This is a genomic window from Pseudomonas cedrina subsp. cedrina (genome assembly GCF_001983175.1).
GTDB lineage: Bacteria > Pseudomonadota > Gammaproteobacteria > Pseudomonadales > Pseudomonadaceae > Aquipseudomonas > Aquipseudomonas cedrina.
In genome coordinates, this window is record NZ_MNPW01000003.1 from 553901 (window position 1) to 579728 (window position 25828).

General features: G+C 59.1%; 18 protein-coding genes and 1 pseudogene. 15 read left to right on the plus strand and 4 right to left on the minus strand.

Annotation, left to right across the window (positions count from 1 at the left end; all coding sequences use genetic code 11):
* The first annotated feature begins 45 nt into the window (after positions 1-45).
* On the plus strand, positions 46-897 hold the full coding sequence (locus BLL36_RS08375) for a lipopolysaccharide biosynthesis protein (protein ID WP_083735269.1): 852 nt from the start codon (positions 46-48) through the stop codon (positions 895-897).
* A 150-nt stretch (positions 898-1047) separates the two neighbouring features.
* Here the strand turns inward: BLL36_RS08375 and BLL36_RS08380 are convergent, their stop codons facing one another.
* The 3 genes from BLL36_RS08380 to BLL36_RS08390 form a co-directional block, all read right to left on the minus strand.
* A complete protein-coding gene (locus tag BLL36_RS08380; protein ID WP_076950982.1) occupies positions 1048-3288 on the minus strand; it encodes a TonB-dependent receptor in 2241 nt (746 codons plus the stop codon).
* Positions 3289-3397: 109 nt separating this feature from the next.
* Positions 3398-3799 carry a ParB N-terminal domain-containing protein gene (locus tag BLL36_RS08385; protein WP_076950983.1) on the minus strand — a complete coding sequence of 134 codons (402 nt, stop codon included), beginning with the start codon at positions 3797-3799 and terminating at the stop codon, positions 3398-3400.
* A gap of 25 nt (positions 3800-3824) precedes the next feature.
* Positions 3825-4715: an HpcH/HpaI aldolase/citrate lyase family protein gene (locus tag BLL36_RS08390; protein WP_076950984.1), complete on the minus strand. Its 891-nt coding sequence runs from the start codon at positions 4713-4715 to the stop codon at positions 3825-3827.
* Between the two features lie 613 nt (positions 4716-5328).
* On the opposite strand from BLL36_RS08390, the gene BLL36_RS08395 reads away from it, so the two are divergent.
* The 14 genes from BLL36_RS08395 (at position 5329) to BLL36_RS08460 (ending at position 24404) form a co-directional block, all read left to right on the plus strand.
* Entirely contained in the window at positions 5329-6723 is a 1395-nt protein-coding gene (locus BLL36_RS08395; protein ID WP_076950985.1) for a Y4yA family PLP-dependent enzyme, read from the plus strand.
* A 14-nt stretch (positions 6724-6737) separates the two neighbouring features.
* Positions 6738-7781 carry a PLP-dependent cysteine synthase family protein gene (locus tag BLL36_RS08400; protein ID WP_076950986.1) on the plus strand — a complete coding sequence of 348 codons (1044 nt, stop codon included), beginning with the start codon at positions 6738-6740 and terminating at the stop codon, positions 7779-7781.
* Positions 7782-7817: 36 nt separating this feature from the next.
* Positions 7818-8969, plus strand: coding sequence for an NAD/NADP-dependent octopine/nopaline dehydrogenase family protein (locus tag BLL36_RS08405; protein WP_076950987.1), 1152 nt, complete (start codon positions 7818-7820; stop codon positions 8967-8969).
* 36 nt (positions 8970-9005) lie between these two features.
* Complete coding sequence (locus BLL36_RS08410; RefSeq protein ID WP_076950988.1) at positions 9006-10856, plus strand: IucA/IucC family protein; 1851 nt, start codon at positions 9006-9008, stop codon at positions 10854-10856.
* A 13-nt stretch (positions 10857-10869) separates the two neighbouring features.
* Positions 10870-12114 (plus strand): MFS transporter, encoded by a 1245-nt coding sequence (locus BLL36_RS08415; RefSeq protein WP_076950989.1) that lies wholly within the window; start codon positions 10870-10872, stop codon positions 12112-12114.
* 15 nt (positions 12115-12129) lie between these two features.
* A complete protein-coding gene (locus BLL36_RS08420) occupies positions 12130-13314 on the plus strand; it encodes an aminotransferase class V-fold PLP-dependent enzyme (protein WP_076950990.1) in 1185 nt (394 codons plus the stop codon).
* An 85-nt stretch (positions 13315-13399) separates the two neighbouring features.
* Positions 13400-13915, plus strand: a complete 516-nt coding sequence (locus tag BLL36_RS08425) for a sigma-70 family RNA polymerase sigma factor (RefSeq protein WP_076950991.1) — start codon at positions 13400-13402, stop codon at positions 13913-13915.
* The gene (locus tag BLL36_RS08430) at positions 13916-14893 is read left to right on the plus strand and encodes a FecR domain-containing protein (RefSeq protein WP_076950992.1); all 978 of its coding nucleotides are present in this window, start codon (positions 13916-13918) and stop codon (positions 14891-14893) included.
* Positions 14894-14988: 95 nt separating this feature from the next.
* A complete protein-coding gene (locus tag BLL36_RS08435; RefSeq protein WP_076950993.1) occupies positions 14989-17403 on the plus strand; it encodes a TonB-dependent receptor in 2415 nt (804 codons plus the stop codon).
* A gap of 62 nt (positions 17404-17465) precedes the next feature.
* Positions 17466-18650, plus strand: coding sequence for an ABC transporter substrate-binding protein (locus BLL36_RS08440; protein ID WP_076950994.1), 1185 nt, complete (start codon positions 17466-17468; stop codon positions 18648-18650).
* Entirely contained in the window at positions 18647-19708 is a 1062-nt protein-coding gene (locus BLL36_RS08445; RefSeq protein ID WP_076950995.1) for a FecCD family ABC transporter permease, read from the plus strand. The genes BLL36_RS08440 and BLL36_RS08445 overlap by 4 nt, the downstream gene beginning before the upstream one ends.
* Positions 19702-20457 carry an ABC transporter ATP-binding protein gene (locus tag BLL36_RS08450; protein WP_076950996.1) on the plus strand — a complete coding sequence of 252 codons (756 nt, stop codon included), beginning with the start codon at positions 19702-19704 and terminating at the stop codon, positions 20455-20457. The genes BLL36_RS08445 and BLL36_RS08450 overlap by 7 nt, the downstream gene beginning before the upstream one ends.
* A 247-nt stretch (positions 20458-20704) precedes the next feature.
* On the plus strand, positions 20705-23947 hold the full coding sequence (locus BLL36_RS08455) for a DEAD/DEAH box helicase (RefSeq protein WP_076950997.1): 3243 nt from the start codon (positions 20705-20707) through the stop codon (positions 23945-23947).
* 130 nt (positions 23948-24077) lie between these two features.
* The gene (locus tag BLL36_RS08460) at positions 24078-24404 is read left to right on the plus strand and encodes a DUF2388 domain-containing protein (RefSeq protein ID WP_076950998.1); all 327 of its coding nucleotides are present in this window, start codon (positions 24078-24080) and stop codon (positions 24402-24404) included.
* Between the two features lie 131 nt (positions 24405-24535).
* Here the strand turns inward: BLL36_RS08460 and BLL36_RS08465 are convergent.
* Positions 24536-25822: pseudogene (locus BLL36_RS08465) on the minus strand (IS4 family transposase); the annotation flags it as partial.
* Positions 25823-25828: the final 6 nt, after the last annotated feature.

Sequence of the window (25828 nt, forward strand, 5' to 3'; positions counted from 1 at the left end):
GTCCGCTGATACACATATTTACATTTCACTGGACGGTTGGGCCGGATGAAACAGACATCACTCCTCGGCACTGGACCTGCGGGCCACGCCAAACAGGCTTTCTATACGCCCTTCTCCGGACCATGGCTGTCGACCACACGCCCGCTGGCCGTGCACCCGTTCAATCGCTGCCGGAACACCGAATCAGGCGCCGTATTCATCATTGCCTCCGGCCCTTCGGCCAAGTCGTTTCCCATCGAAAAATTTGCGCACGTGCCGATGATCACGATGAATGGCGCTATTTCGATGTTCAAGGACACTGATATAAAGCCGTACTTTTATGCCTGTACGGACCGAAGCTTTTCGCAGCAACAGCCGGATTTGTTCAAGCATGCCATGGTGGTCAGCCAGCGAGTCGCGCTGTGGGAAGAACAGGCGCGTTCGTCCCGTGTTCGTCCAACAGGAAAGTTCTATCCGTTATCCAAGGCCGAAAGACCCTCGTGGCTGGACTCCGCGCTGGGAAAACGCAGCGCGCTGGTCGTCAATCATTCCTGGCTCCCCACGCGTAAACGGCCGCTGGGGTTCAGCAAAGACATGAGCGAGGGCTTTTTTGATGCGCGAACCGTGGCGTATCTGGCCATACAGTTGGCCTACCACGTGGGGTTCACCCAGGTTTTCCTGGTAGGTGTGGATCTGGATGAGCGCTCAGGAAGGTTTTACGAAACCCCTGAATCCATAAAGTCGCCCTGCGGGCTCGACCAGCACTATTTCACGCGCATATTGCCGTCGTTTGAACTGATGTCGCGCAAAGTCATGGGCGATGACTTCATGGTTTACAACCTGTCCGAGGTGTCGAGAATTCCGGACAGCGTGGTTCCGCGTGTCACGCTTGGACAGGTTGAGGCCATGTTGGCGTAGCGTTGCGCAGACGCCGACCCTGTTGACCGAACAGGGTCGCGCGCAGCCGCCGTCAGCCAGCCCTTGGGGTGTCCTTGGCAAGCATCGGTTACCGATCGCGATGATCATGCCGATGCCTTACGGACGAAAAGGCCTGTCTGCCCTTCTACATCAAAAATCAACCGTGGCAGACAATTGCAGGGTACGCGGGTAACCCGGCGAAAACGCGCCATACGAGGCGACGCCTGACCAGTACTCGCGGTCGAATACGTTCTGCACCGTGGCCCGGAAGGTGGTCGGCCGACCTTCGATCTTCGTCGCATAACGTGCGCCGGCATCGAAACGCGTCCAGGAATCCAGCGCCTGGGTATTGGCCTGGTTGACGTACTGGCTGTCGGTATAAATGGCGCCGCCGGTCAGGGTAAATCCTTCCACCCATGGCGTGTCCCATTCGGCCCACAGGTTGGCCTGGACGTCCGGGACGCCGACCGGTTTGTTGCCGCGGTTGGCGGCCGTGGCCGAATCGGTCAGTTTGCCGTCCAGCAAGGTCACCCCTCCCATCAAGCGCGTACCTGGCGCCACTTCGCCGAACATGCTCAATTCGATCCCGCGGTTGCGTTGCTCGGCTTGTACCGAGAACAGGTTACCGGCGCCGATCTCACCGCTCGGTTTCTCGATCTGGAACAGCGCCAGGCTGGTCATGAACGTGCCGTGTTCATATTTCACACCAAGTTCATGCTGCTTGGATTCGTAAGGCGCAAATGTTTCGCCGGCGTTGGCCGCTGTCCCCGGAGCGATGTCACCTTTGCTTAAGCCTTCTACATAGTTGTAGTAGAGGGAAACGTCTTCCCAGGGCTTGACCACCACGCCAACCAGAGGCGTCGTGGCGTTGTCGTTGTATTTCGAGCTGACCGACCCTGCTGCGTTGTAGTTGCGCGATTCGATCTCCTGCCGACGCACGCCAAGGGTCAACTGGAAGCGGTCATCGAGCATGGACAATGTGTCAGTGAATGCAACGCCGGACAGTTCCGATTCGGAAATACGCAACACTTTCGGCGTGCCGATGTATTGCTTGGGCACATCGATCGGGTGGTAGATGTTCGAACGAATGTCAGTGCCGCTGGTGATCCCGCGGGACAACTCATCCTGATACTGCGTCGCCATCAGCGTAGTGGTATGAGTGATCGGGCCGGTGGCGTACACGCCACGGATACCGACATCGGCAGTCGAGCGATCAACGTTGAATTTGTAATAGCCTGGTGTGTTGCTGGTATCGCCAGCGTCGTTGACGATTTTAGGAACCTGATCGGACAGGCGCTTGACGTCTGACTTGCCGCCACCGGCATGGGCGAACACGGTCACCGTATCGCTCAGGTCATATTCACCGCCGAGCAATGCCGACTGTTCCTTGGTATCCGACCAACCCCATTTCTGCGGGAGGTTGGTGCGGCCATTCGGGGCAGATGGAACATCGACTTTCGGATCGATGGTGAAAGGTCGCGAGGCGCCCTCCCAGCTTTCTTTCTGACTGATGTAATCCAGGTTCAGGCGCAAACGCTCACCGCGATAGTCCAGGGCGATGGCACCGATACCCAGGTCCCGGTGTTGATCATCGACGGCGGTATCGCCGCCTTGCAGGTTGCCGTTGAAGCGCACACCGAACTGGTTCTCCGAGCCGAATCGACGGCTGAGATCGAGGTGAGCGCCGACCTGCGAGTCCGAGGCGTACGTGGTGGTGACCCGCGTCAGGTCTTCGTCGAGCGGACGCTTGGGAACGATGTTGATCACCCCGCCCACGCCGCTGTTGGGCGAAAGGCCATACATCAATGCGCCCGGCCCCTTGAGCACTTCGACACGCTCGGCGTACTCGGTGAAGACCCGGTAGTTGGGCGCGACGCCGTACACGCCGTCGAACGCCAGTTCACCCAGGTTGCCTTCGCCGATCGGGAAGCCTCGAATGAAAAACGAATCAACGATGCCGCCCGTCTGACCGGTCGAGCGCACCGAAGGATCACGCTCCAATGCATCGGCCACCGTTACTGTCTGCAGGTCGGCCAGGGTCTTGGCGGTGTAGCTGGTGACGCTGAACGGGGTGTCCATCACGTCCTTGTTGCCCATCATGCCGAGCCGGGCACCGCGCGCGACCTGGCCGCCGGCCAGTACCTCCGGCAACGCGCTCGGACCGTTGTCGCGGGCGTTGATGTTGGTGGGGTCGAGTGTGAGCGTATCGACGCCGTCATCGGCCGGCTTCGCCGTTGGAATATTCGAGGACTGGTCGGCGGCAACATCCTGCTGCCCTGGGCCGGCAGCCCAGGCGCTGGCGCTTCCTGCGACCAGAACAATATTCAACATGGCGGTGCGAATGGCGAGTGTTAGCACGCGCTCACCGCATGGGCGACTGACAACAGGCATGACGTGAGGATCCTTTTCAACAGGGAAAATGGTAATCACTCCTATTGCCAGTCGATCGGCGAAAAAGTATCACCCTCGATAAAATTATTTTTGGATGGGTCCGGGGGCGCTAGGCGTACAGCTGTTCCAGGGGTATCGCGACCACTGGCAATGCAGGGTCGAACGCATGCCGGGTCGTCTTGTACGGGAAGATTTCTCCCCGGGCGATGGTGGTGAATATCTGCGCCACTTCGAACACCTGCCCTGTCTGCCAATGCCGTACACGCACCCGCGGATCGGTGTAGTCGAGCTGGATGCACGGCACGCGTTTCAAGCCCAGTTGCAGAGCGGCGTTGAGACGGTGATTTCCGTCCATCACGATGCCACGCGAACGTTCGACGATGATCGGCTCCAGCCAATGTCCGGCGCGAGCGATAGCCTCCCGCAACAGCGTCACATTGGCCGGATCGACCTGCTCCGACTGCAGCACCTGGCACAGTGGCCGCAATGCAATCTGATAAACGTATTCCATGGTGATCTCCTGTTTCGCCAAGGGTTCAGCTGGCATCGGCGCGGACAATGGGCGCGTGCAGGCGGGCAAGCTCGAGCAGACGCTGGGCATGCTCAATCAGCGGCAAATCGACCATCTCACCGTCCACCTGCACGGCATGACTGCCCGTCGCCACGGCCCTCATCACCCGATCAGCCCAGGCCAACTGACGCGAGTCCGGCAGGAAAGCGCGCTGCACCGTGGACAGTTGCGAGGGGTGGATGCACAGCTTGGCGCCGAAGCCCAGCGAACGCGCGTAGTGCGAGTCCTGGCCAACGACTGCCAAATCGCTGATCGCCGGCGTGACACCGTCGATTGGCGACGGCAGATCGGCAGTGCGCGAAGCCAGCACGATGCGGCTGCGGGCGAATAGAAATGCCTCGGGTATCTGGGTGCAGTTGATATCGAGGGAAAAATCCAGCGAACCGAATGCCAGCCGCGCCAGGCCCGGGATCGCCGCAATCGACTCGACCTGCTGCAGACCTTTGGCGGTCTCGATGATCGCGACGACCTTCAGCCCCGACCGCCACGCCAGCAAATGTTCGACCGTTCGGCCCAGGGCCTGGGGACATTCGGCCTTGGGCAGGAAAATGCCGTCGCAACGCTCGGGGTAGCGCATGTCATTGAGCCATGTCAGGTCCTGACGGAACAGCGCGCTGCTGACGCTGTTGAGGCGGATGTAACGCTCGCAGGCAACGCTTGGGGTGGCCTCTTGCCAAGCCCAGATGGCAGCTCGGGCGGCGGGTTTGCTATCCGGGTGCACGGCGTCCTCAAGGTCGAGAATGATCGCGTCCGGCCCCGCTTCGACGGCTTTTGTAAAACGCTCGGGACGATTACCCGGTACGAACAGGTAGCTGATCGCGAGTGGGGTTTTGCTGTTGAGTCGATCCAATTGCATGGCATAGCTCCTTGGCGTGAACCATTCGTGATTTCTGAACATTTTCCGGCCCCTTCGCAGGCAGGTTTCTCTGCTCGTTCGGGGCTTCTCGCAACAACCCTTAATTTCTTATTGATCAATGAATTAAGGGAATTTTTTATTTCAGGGCGAACGCTTTCTTGAGCGTGTAAACACACGACCATTGATTCGCCTTCCGAAGGTCTTTATTCGAAAATATTTGAAAACCTTACTTGATAATCGTTCCTGTTCGCAATATTGTTCACGCCACCAAGAGACACTAGCTCCGTTTAAGAGCGGATATTCAGCACAGGGGTAAGTACCTATCAGTGATGGCACTTCAATGCCCACCACTGACCGTTTTTGGCGGATTGGCCATCAACTAGGCGGCCAATCTGAACATTATTAAAAACCTTATGGAATGGGGTTTTCATGCAGTTATTTCGTGAAGTATTTATGACAGGCGGCATGACAGATCCAACTTCAGATATTGCCTGGCATCCGCCTCCTATTGCTGTAAGCCTCGTTTCTAACGCGTAAAACACCTACAACTGTGCGAGAGCGCTCAGTTATATAACATCAATGGCTACGTTATTTTCGACGCCAGGGATCAGCTATGCCTATAACAAATTCACCGACGGCCGAACCTTTAACTGAAGTTCATCAGCCGGCCATGTTAAAGCCGCTTATCGACCCGATAATTTCCAGGCTTATCAATAACTTCCCAGACAAACTTGTAGCGCTTATCAAGCAACATGGCTCACCCTTGAATCTGGTTTGGCCCCATGCGCTTGAGTCAAATACACACGCCTTGCTCGCGGTATTGAAACAGTACAGCGTGCCTCATGCGATCTTCTATGGCGCCAAGGCCAACAAGTCTCAAAGCCTGCTCGTCGCGGCGGCAAATTCGGGGGTTGGCGTCGATGTGTCGAGCGTCCACGAGCTGCAGGCAGCGCTCAGAGCCGGTACACCTGGAGCCAGAATTTGCGCCACCGGACCGGCCAAAACCGCTTTTTTTCATCAGGCACTGGTTAGCTCAGGCTCACTGATCAGCATCGACTCGCTGGAAGAATTCGAACATCTGCAGTATGTGATCGAAGCACAGCCTACTCCGACCAAAGCCAGGGTTTTACTGCGTTACAGGCCGAAAACAAGCCCCCAGAGCCGCTTCGGCATGAGTTCGCAAGACTTGCTCGAAGGCCTCCAACGGCTGACAAAACACACGGATATTTTTCACTTTGAGGGTTTTCATTTCCATCTGGGCGGCTATGGGGTCGAATCCCGCGCACAAGCGTTGCGTGAAATCAGCGGGTTCGTGGAGGCTGCTCGGGAAATGGGCTTGAACCCGCAGATGATCGATATCGGTGGCGGCTTGCCGATACGTTATGTCGAGCCGCAGATATATGCCCGATTCCTACAGAACGATAATAAGCCAAGCCATTATTACAACCAGAAAGTTCCCGAGGCTTATTATCCTTACGGCAGCGACCTGACAGCCCCGCAATGGTTGGCATTATTGCTCGAGGCCGAGCACTCACCCGGAGTGTCCATCGCCACCTATTTAAAGCTGCAGAATATAACGCTGGCCCTGGAGCCCGGTCGGAGTCTTGTCGATCAAGCGGCAATTTCATTGTTTCGCGTCACCCGCACCAAGCAACTCGCCTTCAACAAAACCGTCATTTTTGTTGAAGGCAGTAGTTTCAGTGCATGCGAAACATGGTTCGCCTCTGAGTACCTGCTTGATCCGATCCTGATCAGCTCGCAACAACCACCCTACGCACCGATCCAAGCGTATATCGCCGGCCATAGTTGCTTGGACGACGACGTGATTACTTATCGCCTTATCAATTTTTCAACTGCACCCCGACCAGGCGATATATTGATTTACGTGAATACCGCCGGTTATCAGATGGATTTGCTGGAGAACGAGTTTCATCGCCACCCGCTGCCACGGCGGTTGACGGCGAGTTGTTGTACGCAAGGTCACTACGCATTTTCACCGGACTACTAAAGGGAACCATTGAAATGATCTTGAATAAAGTCTCGGAGCTTATTGGTAATACACCGATGTTGGGCATTGATGTTCCGGATACCAACGCTCGGTTGTTATTGAAAATTGAAAAGAACAATCCCGGTGGCAGTATCAAGGATCGCATGGCGCGCAACATGGTGCTGGCCGCGCTCAAGTCCGGTCGCCTGAAACCCGGTGGGGTGATCGTCGAATCGTCGTCCGGCAATACCGGAATTGGCCTGGCCATGACGGCGGTCGAATTCGGCCTGCATTTTATTGCCGTGGTCGATCATCACGCCGCCCAAGACAAGATCGCCGTGATGAAGGCGCTCGGTGCCGACATTCGCTTTGTCAAAGGCAGCTATCGCGAGGATGAAGTCGCAGTGGTCGAGCGTCAACGAATGGCGGCGGAGCTGGCCAGCGAGATTCCCGGCGCCGTGTTCATGAATCAGTCGGATAACGCGGCCAATGCGGGTGGCTACAGTGATTTCGTGCGCGAAACCATCGCCCAGGCTGAAGGTGTCATCGGTGCCTATGTCGGCTGCGTCGGCACGGGCGGTTCGATGACCGGTATCGCCCGCGGCTTGAAACTGCACGATCCCAACATTGTGACCGTCGCGGTAGAACCGGCCGGCTCGATCGTCTTCGGCCATCCCGGCTACCCCTACTACCAATCGGGCACCGGTACGCCGGCCGGCGACACCGTGGGTCTGGTGCTCGACTACAGCTGCATCGATCTGGGGGTGCAGGTCACCGACTCCCAGGCGTTCGAAACCGCCCGCTATATCGCCAGCCATCTGGCGCTGCTGGTCGGCGGCTCGACCGGCGGTGCCATTTTCAAGGCATTGGAACTGATCCACAAAGGCGTGCTGACCGGCAACGTGGTCGTGCCGATTGCCGACGGCGGCGAAAAATACCTGCATACGGTGTTCAATGATCAATGGCTGCAGGAACGCGACCTGATCGACCCCAGCATCGCACCACAGCTGGAAACCTGGCTGGGCAGGACCCAATGGCTGGAATCCGTCTCCGCGCCGCTTCAACTGAGCGTCGCATGACCCACTCCTCACACAGGAAAGCCTCTCGATGATCTGTTGAAAGTCGCCATTTGTGGTGGTGGCAGGACCGGCCATCTCAACGCCATCCTGTTCAAACAGCTGCCCAATGTTCAGGTTTCGATGCTCACCGGTAATCCGGAGATTATCGAACAGCACGCTCGCCACACGCCGATGCAGGCTTTGTTGCCCGACGGCTCGACCTTGACTGCCCGACTGGACCGGGTGACCGCCGACGCGAAAGCAGCGATTGAAGATGCCGACATTGTCATCATTACCGTGCCCGCCCACGTCCGCCCGCAAACCCTGCAGGCCATCGTGCCGCATCTAAGCGCCAGCAAGCCTGTGTACATCGGCGCCATTCCGGGCTTCTGCGGTTTCGACTGGCTGGCCGAAGCCGCCCTGCCCGATCGCCCGAACCTGGTGATCTGGGGGATGAAAGACGTCCCGCATACCGCATTCGAGCTGACACCGGGACGCTCGATCAAAATGGGCGGCGGCAAGAGCCAGCTGTATGTGGCGACCCATCCTCGCGAGTCGCAGGCATCCGGTCAGCAATTGCAGGGCATCCTGACCCGCTTGTACGACCCGTGCGTGAGGATGCTCGACCACTACCTGGAAATCACCCTGACCCCGGGTAACCCAATCATGCACAGCTCGGTGATCTACGGGCTGATCGGTCCTTATGGCCAGTGGCACCGCAAGATTTTCCCGCAACGCATGTGCTGGTGGTCCGAGTGTCCGGAACTGGGCGCCTACTTTCTGGAACGCATGGATCAGGAAAGTCAGGCTCTGTGCGCGGTGATCAGCCAGCGCCTGGGCATCGGCCTGTCCTCGGTCAAAGCGTTGAAACAGGAAATCGTCGAGGCCTACGGTGACCAGATCCGCGACCAGAGCAGCATGTTGTCGATTCTGCGCACCAATCAGGCCTACAACAATATTCTCGCGCCGATGGTGCCGGCCGCCGACAACCGCGCCGGCTACGTCATCGAGCGCGAGAGCCGCGCCTTCAATGAAGACGTCGCCTATGGGCTGGTGCTGCTTGTGGAAATGGCCAGGCGTTTGGACCTCAAGGTGCCCTACATCGAGGAAGTCTTGCAGTGGAGCATTGCCTACATGCAAGGCCTGCGCGACTCGGCGCTCGACTACTTTCCACGCCACTGGCCACGCGCGGCAAACGCCGCGGCTTGATCTCTTCAATTCAATTTCGACGAGTAGACCGCTGATATGGATGACTTCAAGACACTGATTGCCTACTCCCGCAAAAATGCCATGCGACGCTTGATTCGCTGCCTCTTTGCGGAAAACATTCTCGACCGTTCGGCCCTGAGTTTTGGGGCCGAAGGCAACCAGGCCAGCTACCCACTCAAGGGCAGCCGCGCCCACCTGGTCTTTTCGGACATAGCCAAAGGCCCGGCCGACACCGTGGTCAATGACGGTGACGTGGTACTGGTCACCGATGAAGGTGTCCGCCAGGTCATCACCAGCCATCAGGACATGCTCGATGTGTTGCGTGACAGCTTCGATTTCGCGCCCACTGATGAGGGTATGACCGGGCTCAAGGCCGACATGGAAAACAGTCTGACCAACGACGCACATGCCCGCCAACATCGCCAGCAATGGAACGCCCGGCTGCAAAAAGCCGTCAGGGATCAGGGGCTCGATAGCCTCACCGACTACCTGCGCCAGCATCTCAAGACCAAGGATGCTGCGATCCTCCTCGACCAGTGGGGTTCGCTGGAAGGCCATCCGTATTACCCGACATGGAAGGCGCGCCCCGGCTTGACTGATGAGGAGGTCGAGCAACTCTCACCCGAGTTCAACGCACAGGTCCCCCTGCGTATCGCGGCGTTGCGTGCAGAGCATGCAAAGAGCGAAAGCATGCCGCACGTGAGCGACTACCGCACCTGGTTCGCCGAGAATTTCCCGGCCCAATGGGAGCAATGGAAAGCCTCGCTCAACAGCAAGGGCCTGGATGAAAGCCAGTGGCTGCCATTGCCGATCCATAGCTGGCATTTGCAGGCCTACGTGCTGGAAAACTTCGCGGCGGAAATCGAAAACGGCATCCTGATTACCGACGGACCGGAGATTCCAACCCTGCCGACCATGTCGTATCGCACGATGATGCCGGTGCTGGACGAATGCGCGCCGTTGATCAAACTGCCCATTGCCGTGTGGATGACCAGCGAACTGCGCAGCCTGCAAGCCAAGTCGATTCACATGGGACCGCGCATCAGCACGGTGATCGGAAAAATACTGGAGGCCGAACACGGCTTCGACCAGCGCCTGGAAATCTTTGCGGAAGAGATCGGCGTGCGTTACAAAAACGCAGTCACTCAAGACGATCATCCCGGCCGTCATCTGTCAGTGGTCTATCGCGCCAGTCAGCAAGCGTTCGAACGCAGCGACGATTGCCTGCCGATTACCGTGGCGTCATTGTTCACTCGATTACCGGGTAGCGGTCGGCCGCTATTCACCGACCTGATCGAGCGTGATGGCGTGCGGGCGGATGCCGCACAGGTTGAAAACTGGTTCCGCGACTATGCCAAGGTGGTCACCCACCCGGTGGTGGCGATCTATCTGTTGTATGGCGTTGCACTTGAAGCCCACCAGCAAAACACCATGGTGCTGTTTTCCTCCGATGGCAAAGCACGTAGTCTGCTGATCCGCGATTTTGGCGATGGCCGCACGTATGCGCCACTGCTGGAAGGACGCGGCTACAGCCTGGCGCCGCATGTGCAGCCGGGTATCCTGCCGACGGTGTTCGCAGGCGACATTGAACCGGTGCGCATGTTCGTGCTTGACGCAGCGTTCCTTACCCACCTGCATGAAATCTCGCTGTGGCTGACCAAGGAGTATGGGTTGAACAACACGCGGCTGTGGCAGATATTGCGCGAGGAAACCGACCTTGCGTTCGAAGCCGTGCGCGACCGCGTCGAACCCGCGCTGTGGGAAACCGAGCATAAGGCGTTCGTGGAAGATCCATGGCCGACCCGGTCGTTGTTGCGCATGCATTTGATGCAGTACTCCAACTATCGTTTGCAGCACACCCTGTCCAACCCGCTCGCCAGCGTTTAGCCGAGGTCGTCCCATGTCCCATGCAGGTGTCATCCAGGGTTCGAGCGTACGAATCCTGATTTATCTTCTGTTTGCGATCCAGTTGGTGTCCATGGGCGCAATGGAGATGAGCGGGCCGTTCTGGCCTGTCCATCTGCGTGGGCTGACCTCCTCGGAGTCGGTGTTCAGCTTCGCCAGCATCGCCGTGTACGTCGGGCCGATGCTCGGCATTATTCTGACCAGTGCATTCTGGGGCCGTATCGGCGATCGATATGGCCATAAGTTGATGATGATCCGCGCCCTCGCCGGTTTGTCGTTGACCCAGCTTGGGCTGGCCCTCTTCAGCGACATCTGGGTCATTTTGATCCTGCGTTTTCTGCAAGGCGCGTTCGCCGGCTACATCGCGCCGGCGCAGGCCTACGGCGTCAGTATCGAAGCGCCTTCGCGGCGAGCCCGGCTTTTTGCGATCCTGCAAATTTCGACCAACGTCGGTTCCTTGCTGGGCGCAGTCGTTGGCGGTTTGATCCTCGATTACGCGACGTTCTTCTGGATCAACATCATCGCGTCGGCATTGTGTGCGGTGTGCACCGTGATCGCGGCCGTGACCCTGCCGGATGTACCGCCGGTGAAAAAAACACCGACGGTGGACAAGACGACCCCGGCGCGCCATTCAGGCAATCTCTGGCAAGGTTCCCCGTTATTGTCGCTGCTCGGGGTGATGGGCATTCTGTTGTTGGCGCGAATGCTGCCGCAAACCTCCTTTTCGTTGTACGTCAGCTCGGTATTCGCCGTCAGCAACTCGGTGGTCGGCCTGTGCTACGGCTTGCTGGCGCTGGGTTTCATTCTTTCGGCTACGGCCTGGTCGCGTTACTTCGAACACCGCGGTCAACAGGAAACCCTGCAGCGCATGACCTACGTGGTGATCGGCTGCATCGCTCTCACGGCTGTGGCCGGGGTCACGCGTAATGCTGTGGTATTTGTCGTTGCCTATTTCATATGGGGCGTGCTGTTGGGGGCTACCACGCCGGTGCTGATGGCCCTGATCTCGAAAACCGCCGATAGCTCGCAACAAGGCCATGTATTGGGAATCGCCCAGGGCACCGCGCAATTCGCCTCGATTGCCGGCATCTCGGCCGGCGGTTTGCTTAGCCAGGTCTATGGCTTGCAATACACCTATCTGTTCGTTTGCCTGGCCTACGTGGCGGCGCTGATCCCGATGGTCGCGTTGCGCTACTGGCCTGCGGCTATGCAACCGAGTCATGCCCCACCTGGGGATTGAGTAAGGAGCCTGTCTTTGAACATTGAACAACTGCGCGCCGACACGCCCGCTGTCGCGCAACTGATCCACTTCAACAATGCCGGCGCGGCGCTCATGCCCCAGCCAGTGATCGCCACCATGACCCGCCACATTCAGCTCGAAGCGACACTTGGCGGGTATGAAGCAGCCGGCCAGCAGGCGGCTGAACTGGAAAATGTCTATAGCGCCATCGGTCGCCTGATCAACGCACGGCCCGATGAAATTGCGGTGATCGAAAACGCCACCCGCGCCTGGGACATGGCCTTCTATTCGTTGCCGTTGAAAACCGGCGACGTGGTGCTGACCTCGACCACCGAATACGCCGGCAACTACATTCCCTATCTGCAACTCAAGCACAAGCGTGGCATCGAGATCCGCATCATCCCCAATGATGAACAGGGTCAGGTGTCGCTGTCGGCATTGAAGGACATGCTGGAGGACGATCGCGTTGCGCTGATCTCCCTGCCGGTAATCGCCACCAATGGCGGGCCGGTGCAGCCCGTCGAGCAGATCGGCGCCCTGGCCCGCGCGGCCGGCGTGCTGTTTCTACTCGATGCCTGCCAGGGTGTCGGGCAGATGCCCATCGACGTGAAGAAAATCGGTTGTCACATGCTCGCGGCCACCAGCCGTAAATACTTGCGTGGCCCGCGTGGAATGGGATTTTTGTATGTCGAGAGCGCGCTGTGCCAGAACCTGGAGCCGGCCTTTCTCGACCTGCATGCCGCGTCCCTGCTGACAGCCGACGCATACAGGATCCGCGCGGATGCACGCCGTTTCGAGAATTGGGAATGCAACGTCGCGGCGAAGCTGGGCCTCGGCGCGGCGGTCGAGTATGCCTTGGCACAAGGCATCGAGCCGATGTGGCAACGCATTCAACAATTGGCCGGGTACCTGCGCGGGCAACTGGCGCAGATTCCCGGCATCACTCCATGTGACTTGGGCCTTCAGCAGTCAGGCATCGTGACCTTCACGCATCAGGACAGCAGCGCCGAGCAGGTTCAACAGTGGCTGGCCGGTCAGGAAAAACGCATCAATGTCAGCACCTCTACGGTCCGCTCAACCCTGCTGGACATGCAGAACCGGGGCTTGCTCGAGGTCAGCCGCGCCTCTGTGCATGCTTACAACACCGAGGCGGAAATCGACACGATGATCGCCGCATTACGCCGTTTGCCGAATGCCTGAACAGGACACCAATCTGCGCTTGCGTCGTAGCTGGGTTGTAAACTAGCATTAGGAATACTTCTCAATTGCATGAAAATCTGCAGCCATGAGCGAAACCCTTCCAGCGAATAGCGACAACCACCTGCGCGTGATCGAAGCCCTGTACAGCGGCCATCATGGCTGGCTGTACGCAACGCTGCGAAAAAAACTGGGGAACGCCATGGATGCGGCGGATCTGGCGCAGGACACTTTCACGCGCATCCTTGCCTCTCAGGTCACCGTCATTGAGCAACCGCGTGCCTATTTAACCTGTGTGGCCAAGGGCATTCTGGTCAACTGGTACCAGCGCAAGGCACTGGAACGCGCCTATCTGGACGCGCTCGCCCATTTGCCCGAGCCGCAAGTGCCTTCGCCGGAATCGCGCTTCATGGTGCTGGAAACCCTGCACGAAATCGACGCGATGCTCGACGCCTTGCCGCCGTTGGTCAAAAGGGCCTTTCTGCTGTCGCAGATCAGCGGCTTGAAATACGACGACATCGCCGAGCAGTTGGGCGTTTCGCTGATCACTGTCAAACGCTACATGAAGCAAGCCTTCGTGCAATGCCTGTTGCTGGTGGAGTGAATGCTCACTCGCCGCCATGAGCCGCACCTCGATCATCAGGCCCTGGAAGAAGCAGCCGACTGGTTGATCCGCATGACTGAGGGCGAGCTCAATGAGACCGAACGCGGCGAATGGGAATGCTGGAGACTCAGCACGCCCGAGCGTGGTCGTGCATGGGCGCGCGCGCAGTTATTGCAGACCAAACTAGGCGGACTGCCGCCGTCACTGGCGATGTCGGCACTCGACCGTCCAGGCAGCCCGGAGCGGCGCGCGGCACTGGGTAAGCTGGCGATAATGCTGGCAATCCTGCCGGCCGGATGGGGCAGCTGGAAGCTGGCAGAATCCCAGCAATGGTCGGCCGACTATCGCACCGCAGTGGGCCAGCAACGCGAGCTGACCCTGGCCGACGGTACAAAAATCACCCTGAACACCGACACGTCGATCGACGTGCTGTTTGATACCAACCACCGGCTCATTCACCTGCGCGAAGGCGAAATACTGGTACAGACCGCTCCGGACATTGCCCCTCTGGCTCGGCCTTTTCTGATCAGCACCCGGCAGGGCCGTATGCAGGCGCTGGGCACGCGATTCAGCGTGCGCGAGCTGCAACCGCGCACTCACCTTGCCGTGCTCGAAGGCGCGGTGAAAGTCGAGCTGGCCGAAAATCGCCAGACTACGCCGCTGATCGTCAGGGCCGGTCAGCGCACGGATTTCTCTTCCGACACCTTTGGCCAGGTCACCGCTGCCGACCGCTATGTCGGCACCTGGGCCCAAGGCATGCTGATGGCCGACAACATGCGCCTGGCCGACTTCGTCGCCGAGTTCACGCGCTATCGCCGCGGTTTTGTACGCTTCGATCCGGCGCTCGCCAATCTGCGTATTTCCGGCGCCTATCCGATCAGCGACAGCCAGCGCACCTTGAACATGCTGGCGCAAACCTACCCAATCCTCGTCAGCGGCCACTTGAATGGCTACTGGGTCATGCTTTCCCCCGCCTGAGTCAAAAAAATCACCGTACAGGTGATACTTTTTTAGCGGTCGACTGGCTATTAGGGAGAAGCACCTTACCGTCCTGTTTATAGGTCCATCCATTCATGCTCGCTGCACGCCGCCTGCGCCCGGATCACCACTTCACATCAGCTATTCGCAGTGCGTTGCTAACCCTTGCCCTGATCGGTGCCGCCTGCCCGCTTGCCTCGGCCGCCGGGCCTGTGCAATTGGACTCGGTTGCGATCCGGGCCTACAACATTCCCGCCGGGCCGCTGGGTGCGACCCTGTCGAGCTTTGCCGTGGGCGCCGGTATAGCCCTGTCGTTCCAGCCCTCATTGACCGAAGGCCTGAGCAGTCCCGCGCTGACCGGCAATTACACCACACAGGAAGCGGTCAATCGCTTGCTGGCCGGCAGTGGCCTGGACATGGTGTTGCGCAGCGACGGCACCTACACCCTGGTGCAACGCCGAGTGACGCTGGATGAGACCGCGGTCATCGGCACCGGCAAGCGCCCCGATACCCTGCAAGAGGTGTATGCCGGTGGTCAGGTCGCCAACGGCGGGCGCTTGGGTATTCTCGGCAATACGGACGTGATGGACGCGCCGTTCAGCGTCAGTACCTACACCTCGGCGCTGATCAAGGATCAACAGGCCGTCACTGTCGGCGATGTGCTGGAACGTGATTCATCCGTACGTTCCACCGGCCAGGCCGGAGGGATCGTCGATTCATTCTTCATCCGTGGCTTTCCCGTCGGCGAGGGTAACCTGGGTGAGCTGGCCTTCGACGGTGTGTACGGTGTGGCGCCCAACTACCGGGTTTTTACCGAATACGCCGAGCGCATCGAACTGGTCAAAGGGCCCGGCGCCCTGCTCTATGGCATGTCCCCCAACAACGCGGTTGGTGGCGTGATCAATGTGGTGCCCAAGCGCTCTCTCGACGAAGACCTGACCCGTTTCACCGCCAGTTACGCCATGAACACTCAGCTCGGCGGGCACCTTGATATCAGTCGGCGTTTCGGCGATGAGCGCCGCTTCGGCGTGCGCATCAACGGCAGTACGCAACAGGGCGATACGGTGATCGACGATCAATCGCGTCACGTCGATATCGGTGCGATCTCGCTTGACTATCACGGCGACCGTCTGCGCACCAGCCTCGACTGGCTCAACCAGAAAGAAAGTTTCGACGCCGCTTCGCGCCCCTTTTTGATCGACTCGGGCGTGGACATTCCTGCCGCCGCCAACGGCCGCACCAACGTCAGCCAGGCGTGGGGCTGGTCGCAAACCCGTGACAAATCCGCGCTGTTCAGCGGCGAATACGACCTCAGCGATGCATTGACGGTCTTCGCTCACGCAGGTGGCGGCAAATCCGACGTGGCACGGATGTCCGACCAGACGCCGACCCTCATCAACTCGGCCGGCGATACCTCTTCGACTCCGGGATATTACAAATTCGAAGTCAAGCGCTACACCCTCGACACCGGTGCGCGCCTGAGCTTCGACACCGGGCCAATCAGTCACCGCACCACCGTACAGATCAGTCGTTATCGCGATGAGTTATCGCGCGGGATCATTTCCGGTGCGCCGATCCTGTCGAACATTTATCACCCGGTAGACCGCCAGAAACCTGACATCCCCAAGCCAGATACACCAAAAGTGTCTGAAAGCGAGCTGACCGGCGTGGCGCTGGCAGACACCCTGTCGGTGTTCGATAATCGGATCCAGCTGACCCTCGGCCTGCGCAAACAGAACATCAAATCCGACAATTACAACGCGGCCGGTGCGGTCACCACGTCCTACGACGACGGCCGGACTACCCCGCTGTTCGGTGCAGTGTTCAAACCCTGGGAGCATGTTTCGTTCTACTACAACTACATCGAAGGCTTGAGCAAGGGCGATATTGCGCCCTCGACCGCGTCCAACGCCGGTGAGATCTTCGCCCCTTACGTTTCCCGTCAACACGAACTCGGGGCCAAGGTCGACTACGGCACCTTCACCTCCACCATCAGCCTGTTTCAGATCACCAAGCCCAGCGGTGAACTGGCCTCCGGCATATTTTCGGTGCAGGGCGAACAGCGCAACCGTGGCCTGGAACTGAATGTATTCGGTGAAGTGACTCCCGGCACTCGATTGCTCGGTGGCGTGACCCTGCTCAATGCCGAACTGACCCAATCCGGCGTGGCCGCCAACCGTGGCAATAAACCCGTCGGCGTACCCGAAGTTCAGGCCAACCTGTGGGCCGAATGGGACACCTCATGGCTGGAAGGCCTGACGCTGACCGGTGGTGCAATCCACACCGGCAGCCAATATGTGAACCAGGCCAACACGCAAAAACTGGATGACTGGACCCGCTTCGATGTCGGCGCACGTTACAGCACTCGCATCGATGACCGACCGACCACGTTTCGCGCCACCGTGCAGAACGTGTTCGACCGCCAGTACTGGTCGGGCGTCGCCTCTTATGGCGCGTTCTCGCAAGGCGCACCGCGCACCTTATTACTGTCGGCGACTGTCGACTTCTGAAACGCTCAGCCGGCGAACGGTGTGAGCCGTTGACCGACCTGACTTTTGCAAAGGCTTTGACAATGGTGATTTTCGATCGACGCAGACGCGCTTTTTTTTCTGCGCTGTTACTGGCAGGACTGCTGAGCCTGTTCGCGGTGGCGCCGCACAACGCTCACGCCACCGAGACGGATTCGGCCCGCACTGAAGTGACCGATTTGCTGGGGCGCAAAGTCAAAGTGCATCTGCCCGTCAGGCGGGTCATCCTCGGTGAGGGTCGGCAACTGTATCTGGTCGCCGCGCTGGACACGTCAAACCCGATCGAACGCATCGTCGGCTGGCGCAAGGACCTGATCCAGTCGGATCCGGACACCTACAACGCCTACCTGCGCAAATTTCCCGACATCGCCAAGATCCCTACCTTCGGCGGCTTTGAAGACGGCACCTTTGATATCGAACAAGCGATCTCACAGCGCCCGGACGTGATCGTCCTCAATATCGAGGCGCAACACGCCACCGAAGATGCGCGGTACATCGAAAAACTCGACGCCCTCGGCATCCCGGTGGTGTACGTCGATTTTCGTAACAACCCGATGAAAAATACCGAGCCGACCATGCGCCTGTTCGGCCAGTTGTTCGGCAAGGAACAACGCGCCGAAGCCTTTATAGATTTTCGCAATCAACAGATTCATCGCGTCACCGATGTGATCGAAAAACAACACCCGCCCAGGCCGAACGTGTTCATCGAGCGCATCGGCGGTTATACCGACGATTGCTGCCTGAGTTTCGGCAATGAAAATTTTGGCCTGTTTGTCGATATGGCCGGTGGCAACAATATCGCGCGCCGGATCATTCCAACCACGTTCGGCCAGTTGAACCCCGAGCAAGTCATTGTCGCCAATCCGGAGCATGTCGTGGTCACCACCGCCAACTGGGAAGCCTTTGCTCCCGGTGGACATTGGGTCGGCGTCGGTCCTGGCGCAGACATGGCCGAGGCCCGGAAAAAACTGGCGTGGTATACGCAGCGGCCGGCCTACGCAGGCATCAAGGCTCAGGACAACCAGGCCTTCCACGCCATCTGGCATCAGTTCTATAACAGCCCTTACCAGTTCGTGGCCATTCAGCAATTGGCGAAATGGTTCCACCCCGAGCTGTTTACCGATCTCGATCCGGATGCCTCATTTCGCGAATTGCATGAGCGTTTTCTACCCGTGCCGTATGAGTCGGGCTATTTCGTCAGCCTGCGCAAACCCGAGGTGAAGCCATGAGCACGCTGACCAATGCCGAGGTGCTACCGCGCGAAAACTATCGGCGACTGGTGTTGCGTAAACGCCTGATCCTTGCGGGGCTGGTCGTTCTGCTGTTGTGCAGCGTGCTGCTCGACCTGGCTTTGGGGCCTGCGCGTTACAGCCTCAGTGAAGTGCTCGGCGCGTTGTTTTCGCCGGACACTGCGTCACCACAAGTGCGTGTGGTGATGTGGGATATCCGCTTGCCGGTGGCATTGATGGCCGTTGCCGTTGGCGCGGCATTATCGCTGGCCGGCGCGCAGATGCAGACAATCCTCAATAACCCGCTGGCGAGTCCGTTCACGCTCGGCATTTCCGCCGCCGCCAGTTTCGGTGCGGCGCTGGGCCTGGCATTCGGTGTCGCACTGTTCCCGCTGGCGGCGCAGTTCATGGTGCCACTCAACGCCTTCATCATGGCCATGCTCTCGGCGCTGTTGATCCATTTTCTGAGCATGCGCCGTGGTGTGACCGCCGAAACCATCGTGCTGCTCGGCATTGCGCTGGTGTTCACCTTCAATGCACTGTTGGCGCTGGTACAGTTCTTCGCCACCGAGCAAGCCGTGGCGGCCGTGGTGTTCTGGACCATGGGCAGCCTGACCAAAGCCACCTGGCCGAAACTCGGAGTAGTCTGCCTGGTGATCCTGATCACCCTGCCCGTCTTCGCCAAACGAGCCTGGGCCCTGACCGCCCTGCGCCTGGGCGACGACAAGGCGGCCAGTTTCGGTATCAACGTACGCAGCCTGCGTTTTCAAACGTTGATTATGGTCAGCCTGCTGGCCTCGTTTCCGGTGGCATTCGTCGGCACCATTGGCTTTATCGGGCTGGTCGGCCCGCACATCGCCCGCATGCTGATCGGCGAAGACCAGCGCTTCTTCCTGCCAGCCTCGTTGCTCACGGGCTCGCTGATTCTCTCGGCCAGCTCCGTGGTCAGTAAAACATTGATTCCCGGCGCGATCTTCCCCATCGGCGTGGTCACCTCGCTGATCGGCGTACCGTTCTTCATATCTCTGATACTCGGCGGGAAGAAAAACACATGGTGAAGCTACAACTGGACAACCTCGGCGCCCGTTATGGCCAACGCGAGATTATTCGCGGTGTATCGACGACGATGTTTTTCGGCGGTCAGGTGGTCGCCGTGGTCGGCCCCAATGCGGCGGGCAAATCGACTCTGTTCAAACGCATGGCCGGGCTGATCGATGGCCCCGGCCAAGTGATTTTGCAAGACTCCAAAAAAGGCCCGACGGGCATCAGCTACATGCCCCAAGGCCTGAATGCCAACGCACGATTGACCGTGTACGAGTCGGTGCTGCTGGCGCGCAAACAACTGTCGCCGGGCTGGAGGGTTCACGATGACGAGCTGAAACTGGTAGACGAGATTCTCGAGGCACTGGGCATTACCGACCTGTCGTTGCGCAATCTCGGAGAACTCAGCGGCGGCCAGCAACAGCTGGTTTCCATTGCGCAAACCCTTGTACGCGAGCCCGAAATCCTGCTGATGGACGAACCCACCAGCGCCCTCGACATGCATCGCCAGGTGCAGGTGTTGAACTTCATGCGCACACTGGCCCGGCAACGCGAGGTCATCGTGTTTATCGCGATCCACGATCTGAACCAGGCCCTGCGGTTTGCCGATCAAGTACTGGTTATTGCTGACGGCACCACTCAGGGAAGCGGGCTCAGTGGCGAAGTCATTACCGAACAGATGCTGCGCAACGTTTACAAGGTTCAGGCGCGTATCGAACAGTGCAGCCGTGGACAGCGGCATATACTGATTGACGATGTGAGTTGATGATCAAACAGCCCTAAGGGGTATCGGCTCCAGGCCTGGTGCCCCAATGGCAAGGCATGGCCTACGTGGTCCAAGAGCCAGCAGAACGCGAATTACACCCATAACTACGCTGCATGGTACCCCCTCAGGTAAGTGACCCGGCCCATGATCAGCATCGATTGCCCGCGCCGGGGCCAGGAAGCGATGCAACATCCTGTTATTCTTCACCCCCAGGAATACAAGCCCAGCGCTTTCAAGGACGTAGCAAATGAATTCGCAAAATATCGTGCGTTACTGGCACGCTGTCGAACTGCTGCAACCCCAGGCAGTCCCAAAACTGAATAAGCGCGACAGCGACTATCAGCCGTTTTTCCAAGACATCCCCGCCTCAGGCCAAATCCTGCCATGGATGCCGGCTAACCCTCTGAGCCGGCAGCGCCTGCCGAACAAACGCGTATGGAGCCATACGCTCTACGCACACCTCTATGACAACCTGGACGTTTCTCGCCAATTGGAGGCCCTTTACGGTGCCGACCAAGGCTACAAGGAACCGCAATCCAAGCTTTGCGCCTTGTACGCGCTCAAGTTCAACGATCAAGGCGTGATGGTGGCCAACAGTTTGGTGCTGTCCAGCGAGGCCTGGTTCGTGGGCTGCGCCATCAACCGGCAAGATTGGACGCACGGCTTCGAGGAGACCCAGGACTCCCTTCGCGAACAGGCTAAAAGCTTGCTCGGTGGCGTAGTCAATGCGGCCGACCTGGCACGCCTGACAGACCATATTCGCCAGTCCCTGGGACTCGACCAGTTTTTCGCAGACGGACCGCACGGGCATCGCTTCCGCTCGGCACCGATCAACCCGAACAAACCCGAACAGGAAGACGACCCACTCAACAGCTTCCTGCTGAGCGACCTGGCCGGCATGGCCGAGGCCCTGGCGCGTGGCGAGACAAGCAAGCCCCTGGCCCGCTACCTGAGCCATCACGATGCCAGCCAACGCCTGCACCTCGATGGGCCCGAAGCCGACCTGGCGCTGATCGATCGCCTCGCCCCGTCGCGCTACGCGACCGGCTGCTGGCCCGCCGAAAAGCACTTGGGTCTGGTGCATTCCCAGCAATTGGCGGTCAACAGCCTGCTGCACACCCTCAGCAACGACAGCGGGATAATGGGCATCAACGGTCCACCCGGCACCGGTAAGACAACCCTGCTCCGCGATCTGATCGCGGCAGTGGTGACACAACGCGCCGACGTACTGGCCACGCTGGGCAGGGCCTCGGACGCCTTCATCAAGGACGGACGCGAAACCGCCAACGACGGTGGGCGCGAGCGCTTTGCCTATCAGCTCAGCCCGCGCCTGTTCGGCTTCGAAATGGTGGTGGCCTCCTCCAACAACGGTGCCGTGGAGAACGTAACGCTCGAGTTGCCCCAGCGCGATAAGGTTGATTCATCCTGGCTGCCCGATGCCGAGTACTTCAGCGAACTGGGCGAGCTGACCAGCGGCAAGCCGGCCTGGGCGATGATCTCCGCAGCATTGGGCAGCAAAGCCAAACGCACTCAGTTCGTCGATCGCTTCTTCTATGGCAAGCGTCCGCCCAAGACGAAGACCACCAGCGCGGAACCGGCACCTTCACAGCCCGACGTCGACAACGCTGAGCTGGACGAGGATCTATACGAGGGCGATCCGCTACCCGACGCATCCATGACCAACAGCGCAAACGAAGAGCCAGCCCCCAAGGGCATGCGCGAGTGGCTGAGCGAACACGCCAGCCAAATGAAATTGCTCTCGTCCGCCGAGAAAAACAGTCTCTGGCGCACCGCTGTCGAGCGCTATCAGGGCGCCAAAAACGCCGAAGAGAGGATACGCGCCGAGGTCAGCGACATTCTGGAGCGGGTTCAGACGGTGATCAGCGCCAAGGCTCGGGTGCGTCAGAAGGAACAGGAGCGCCAAGCTCATCTGACTCAACGCCGCGAACTCAATGATGAACAAGCCAAACTGGAAACCCTGCAGCTCGCGCCCGCCCGCGAGCAACTCAAACGCGAGCTTCAGTTCCTTGAAGCACACCTGGCAACAAAGCCGGGGTTACTGACCAACTTAATCAGCCTTTGGGGGGCCCACCGCACATGGGCGGCCCGGCAACGCCTGCTGGATAGCGCACACACCTTGGCCAAGGACGCCTTCGACAGCGCCCAACGCCTAGTGCAGCGACTCGTCGGCCAACTGGCCGAACTCAAACGGCAATTGGCGACCGACGAACTGGAAATCAACGAAGCCGTGGTCCACGCCGCCCTGCAGATCGACAAGGCTCGCCGCATTGCCCGCGCTGGCCAGGCCAAGCATCTGGAGCATTGGCTCGAACAAGGCCAGATCGGCAGAGGCAGCGAGATCGAGCTGCTCGAACCCTGGATAGTCGAGGGCTGGCGCCAGGCGCGGGCGACGGTATTCATTGAGGCGCTCAAGCTGCACCACGTCTTTTTCCAGATCGAAGCCTCGCGTTTGCGCGCTAACCTGGACTTCATCACCAGCACGCTCACCGGCAGTCGCTATGGCGGCGTATCCAAGGCCGTGGTGCGTTCGGCATGGGCCTCGCTGTTCATGGCAGTGCCGGTGCTCAGCAGCACCTTCGCCTCGTTCGCCCGCTCTTTCGGCAGCCTTGGCTGCGGGGAAATTGGCTGGCTGATGGTGGACGAAGCCGGCCAGGCGCCACCCCAGGCCGCTGTAGGTGCCCTATGGCGTGCACAGCGGGCCGTGCTGGTCGGTGACCCGCTGCAACTGGAGCCGATCGTCACCGTATCCGATGCCGTGCTCGAACACATGCGTACGCGCTATCAAGTCGATGCTCACTGGTTGCCCAACCGCCAGTCCGCCCAGAGCCTGGCCGACCAGGCCACGCCTTGGGGTCGCATGGCGGGGCCCAAGGACCAGAAATGCTGGGTCGGCTTGCCCCTGGTGGTGCACCGTCGCTGTGACAAACCGATGTTCGAGCTGGCTAATCGCATCGCCTACGACGGCGCCATGGTCTATGGCACTATTGCGCCCTCACCCGCCAAAGAAACACCGGCCCGCCTACTGACCGGCTGGGTGCACGCGACCGGCCGCTCCTCCGGAAATTGGGTCGACAACGAAGGAAAGGCGCTCGAACAGCTGCTGGCGATGCTGAATGACGACGGCGTGCCGCCCGACAGCATCGCGGTTATCACGCCCTTTCAGGACGTGCGCAATCAGCTCAAGGATCGGTTACACGCCAAGATCGTGCGCGGGACCATTCATACGATGCAGGGTAAAGAAGCGGCAGTCGTCATCCTTATCCTGGGCGGGAACAGCGAAAACGGCGGCGCTCGCGAATGGGCAGTGTCCAAGCCTAACCTGCTCAACGTTGCCGCTACCCGCGCCAAGCGCCGCTTGTATGTCATTGGAGATCGAAATGACTGGAAGCAGCGGAAATTGTTTTGTGACGTTATGGAATTGTTGCCGGTTCAGGATGGTTGGGTCGGTGAAGGCCTATCTCATGCTTGAAATGCCTTGCGTGGCAGTAGACCCATATAATTTAGGCTCTGTATGCGTGACCGCTCCCGTTTTTCCCGTACCGAACAGGTTATGGTACGCAGAGGGTGTCGCCCTCTCAGCGCAATGGAGGCGACGAAGGATGGTTTTATGGAAGACGTTTGCAGCCGTCATCACGATATCGATCAGCGCTGATGCGATGGCGTGGTATGTCGAAAATCCCGTGGAGCGCGCGCTGACCGTCACCACACTGTTTCCGACCATGATCCTCGGCGCAACATCCGCATTTTCAGTTGACGGCCCATCAATGATGAAAAAAGCGAAGGGCGATGCTCTCGCATTCATAGGTTCTGATGGCCAGATTCGCGGAGCTCAGTTTGAGCAAGCGTCTCGCTACTATCGTTCGACCTACAACTCGCCACTGATGTCTGACATGCAACTGGCTCAGGCTATCGCAGTGAAGTATTGAGTCAAAGCTTTCACAAGCTTTTCACAGCGGGTCGATTAGGTTGTCCCAGCTCCTAGTGAACATCCCTTTAAGCCCGCTCTCCCCCTCGCGGGCTTTTCTTTGCCTGCGATTCGCTTTTAACACCAGCCCTTTCAAGGTCTTTTGATTTTAGCGGCCTTAAGCACCCGATCCGTCGACACGTGGGCATTTGCGGCTTTGCCTTCAAGCCACTGTTTGGGCTTGGGCACCTTCGGACCTCGCTTGCTCTTGACGACAGCTTTGGGCTGAATATTTCGAGCGAGTGTAAGCAGATACTGAGCCAGCCCTCCTGCAGGGATCGGGATGGATGAGTCCTCTGCTGGCAGGGCTATCTGCATTCCCTCGTAACCACTGCGCACCTGTACCGTCAGGTGGAAAATCGATGCCTCCCAATCGTCGGGCAGGGTCTGGCGATGAGCCTCCTCAACGCTGCGCTTGAGCACGGCCAAGACGTTGTAAGCCAACACCGCCGACGCAAATCCCAGCAGGGCAGCCTTGGGGCTACCCAGCGTTTCGATTTCGCTGTCCAGAACCGACTCCAGGCGCTGGAACATCCCTTCGATGCTCCAGCGACGGCGGTACAAATCGGCGATTTGTTCGGCACTGATGGAGTCGGGCAAGTTGCTCCAGAACAACAACGTAGTGTCGCCAGAGTCGGTGGGGGTTTGCAGACTCAGTTCGACACGCCGCCACTGGCGTCCACCTTTTAATTCGATGGTCTGCTCACGCACGTGACCTGCCGCGACGGCAATAGGCTCCTGCCAGTCGCTTTCCTTAAGCAGGCGTGGATGTTTGCTCTGTTCGCGAATGATGAACGAGGCTCCAGACTCTTCGCAGGTCTCCATGACCGGGAGCGTGCAATAGAGTCGATCAGCCATCCACAGCTGCCCCGCACAGGCTTTTTCCAGCAACGGCAGAACGCCGACTCGCTCACTGGCGTAGGCATCTTCACAGGGCTGAAGATCGACGACCTGATCCAGGTCGGGGTCGTAAACCACTACCGAAAAACCAGGCCGGGCGGCCCCCCGCTCACGGCGCAAAGCGCCCAAGCGTTTTTCGCTGGAAGGCAGGTGATTGCCGTCGACGACCCGCAGTTGCCAGCCAGGCAAAATGGCTGAGTGCCCCAGTTCTTTTATCGTTGGTGCCAAGCGCTCTGCGCTGCCGGTGACCAGGGCGCGCAGCAGCGCAGGCTCTGTGCGGCTGACCTTGTCATACAGCGCCGCCAAGCTGACGGGGAGATCCTCCATCTGCCGTGCAGCAGCATGTAACGATGGTCGCAAGCCCAATGAAACAAGGGACATCAGTTCAACGATGGTTGAGAACAGAAGCTCACGCGGATATTGCCGCTGACGATGTTCTTCGAACACCTGATCGACCCATTCGCCAGGAACGACCTGCTCCTATCC

Coding starts and splice junctions, on each gene's coding strand:
- BLL36_RS08375 (WP_083735269.1), top strand. CDS start 46: ATGAAACAGACATCACTCCTCGGCACTGGACCTGCGGGCCACGCCAAA.
- BLL36_RS08380 (WP_076950982.1), bottom strand. CDS start 3,288: ATGCCTGTTGTCAGTCGCCCATGCGGTGAGCGCGTGCTAACACTCGCC.
- BLL36_RS08385 (WP_076950983.1), bottom strand. CDS start 3,799: ATGGAATACGTTTATCAGATTGCATTGCGGCCACTGTGCCAGGTGCTG.
- BLL36_RS08390 (WP_076950984.1), bottom strand. CDS start 4,715: ATGCAATTGGATCGACTCAACAGCAAAACCCCACTCGCGATCAGCTAC.
- BLL36_RS08395 (WP_076950985.1), top strand. CDS start 5,329: ATGCCTATAACAAATTCACCGACGGCCGAACCTTTAACTGAAGTTCAT.
- BLL36_RS08400 (WP_076950986.1), top strand. CDS start 6,738: ATGATCTTGAATAAAGTCTCGGAGCTTATTGGTAATACACCGATGTTG.
- BLL36_RS08410 (WP_076950988.1), top strand. CDS start 9,006: ATGGATGACTTCAAGACACTGATTGCCTACTCCCGCAAAAATGCCATG.
- BLL36_RS08415 (WP_076950989.1), top strand. CDS start 10,870: ATGTCCCATGCAGGTGTCATCCAGGGTTCGAGCGTACGAATCCTGATT.
- BLL36_RS08425 (WP_076950991.1), top strand. CDS start 13,400: ATGAGCGAAACCCTTCCAGCGAATAGCGACAACCACCTGCGCGTGATC.
- BLL36_RS08430 (WP_076950992.1), top strand. CDS start 13,916: ATGCTCACTCGCCGCCATGAGCCGCACCTCGATCATCAGGCCCTGGAA.
- BLL36_RS08435 (WP_076950993.1), top strand. CDS start 14,989: ATGCTCGCTGCACGCCGCCTGCGCCCGGATCACCACTTCACATCAGCT.
- BLL36_RS08440 (WP_076950994.1), top strand. CDS start 17,466: ATGGTGATTTTCGATCGACGCAGACGCGCTTTTTTTTCTGCGCTGTTA.
- BLL36_RS08445 (WP_076950995.1), top strand. CDS start 18,647: ATGAGCACGCTGACCAATGCCGAGGTGCTACCGCGCGAAAACTATCGG.
- BLL36_RS08450 (WP_076950996.1), top strand. CDS start 19,702: ATGGTGAAGCTACAACTGGACAACCTCGGCGCCCGTTATGGCCAACGC.
- BLL36_RS08455 (WP_076950997.1), top strand. CDS start 20,705: ATGAATTCGCAAAATATCGTGCGTTACTGGCACGCTGTCGAACTGCTG.
- BLL36_RS08460 (WP_076950998.1), top strand. CDS start 24,078: ATGGTTTTATGGAAGACGTTTGCAGCCGTCATCACGATATCGATCAGC.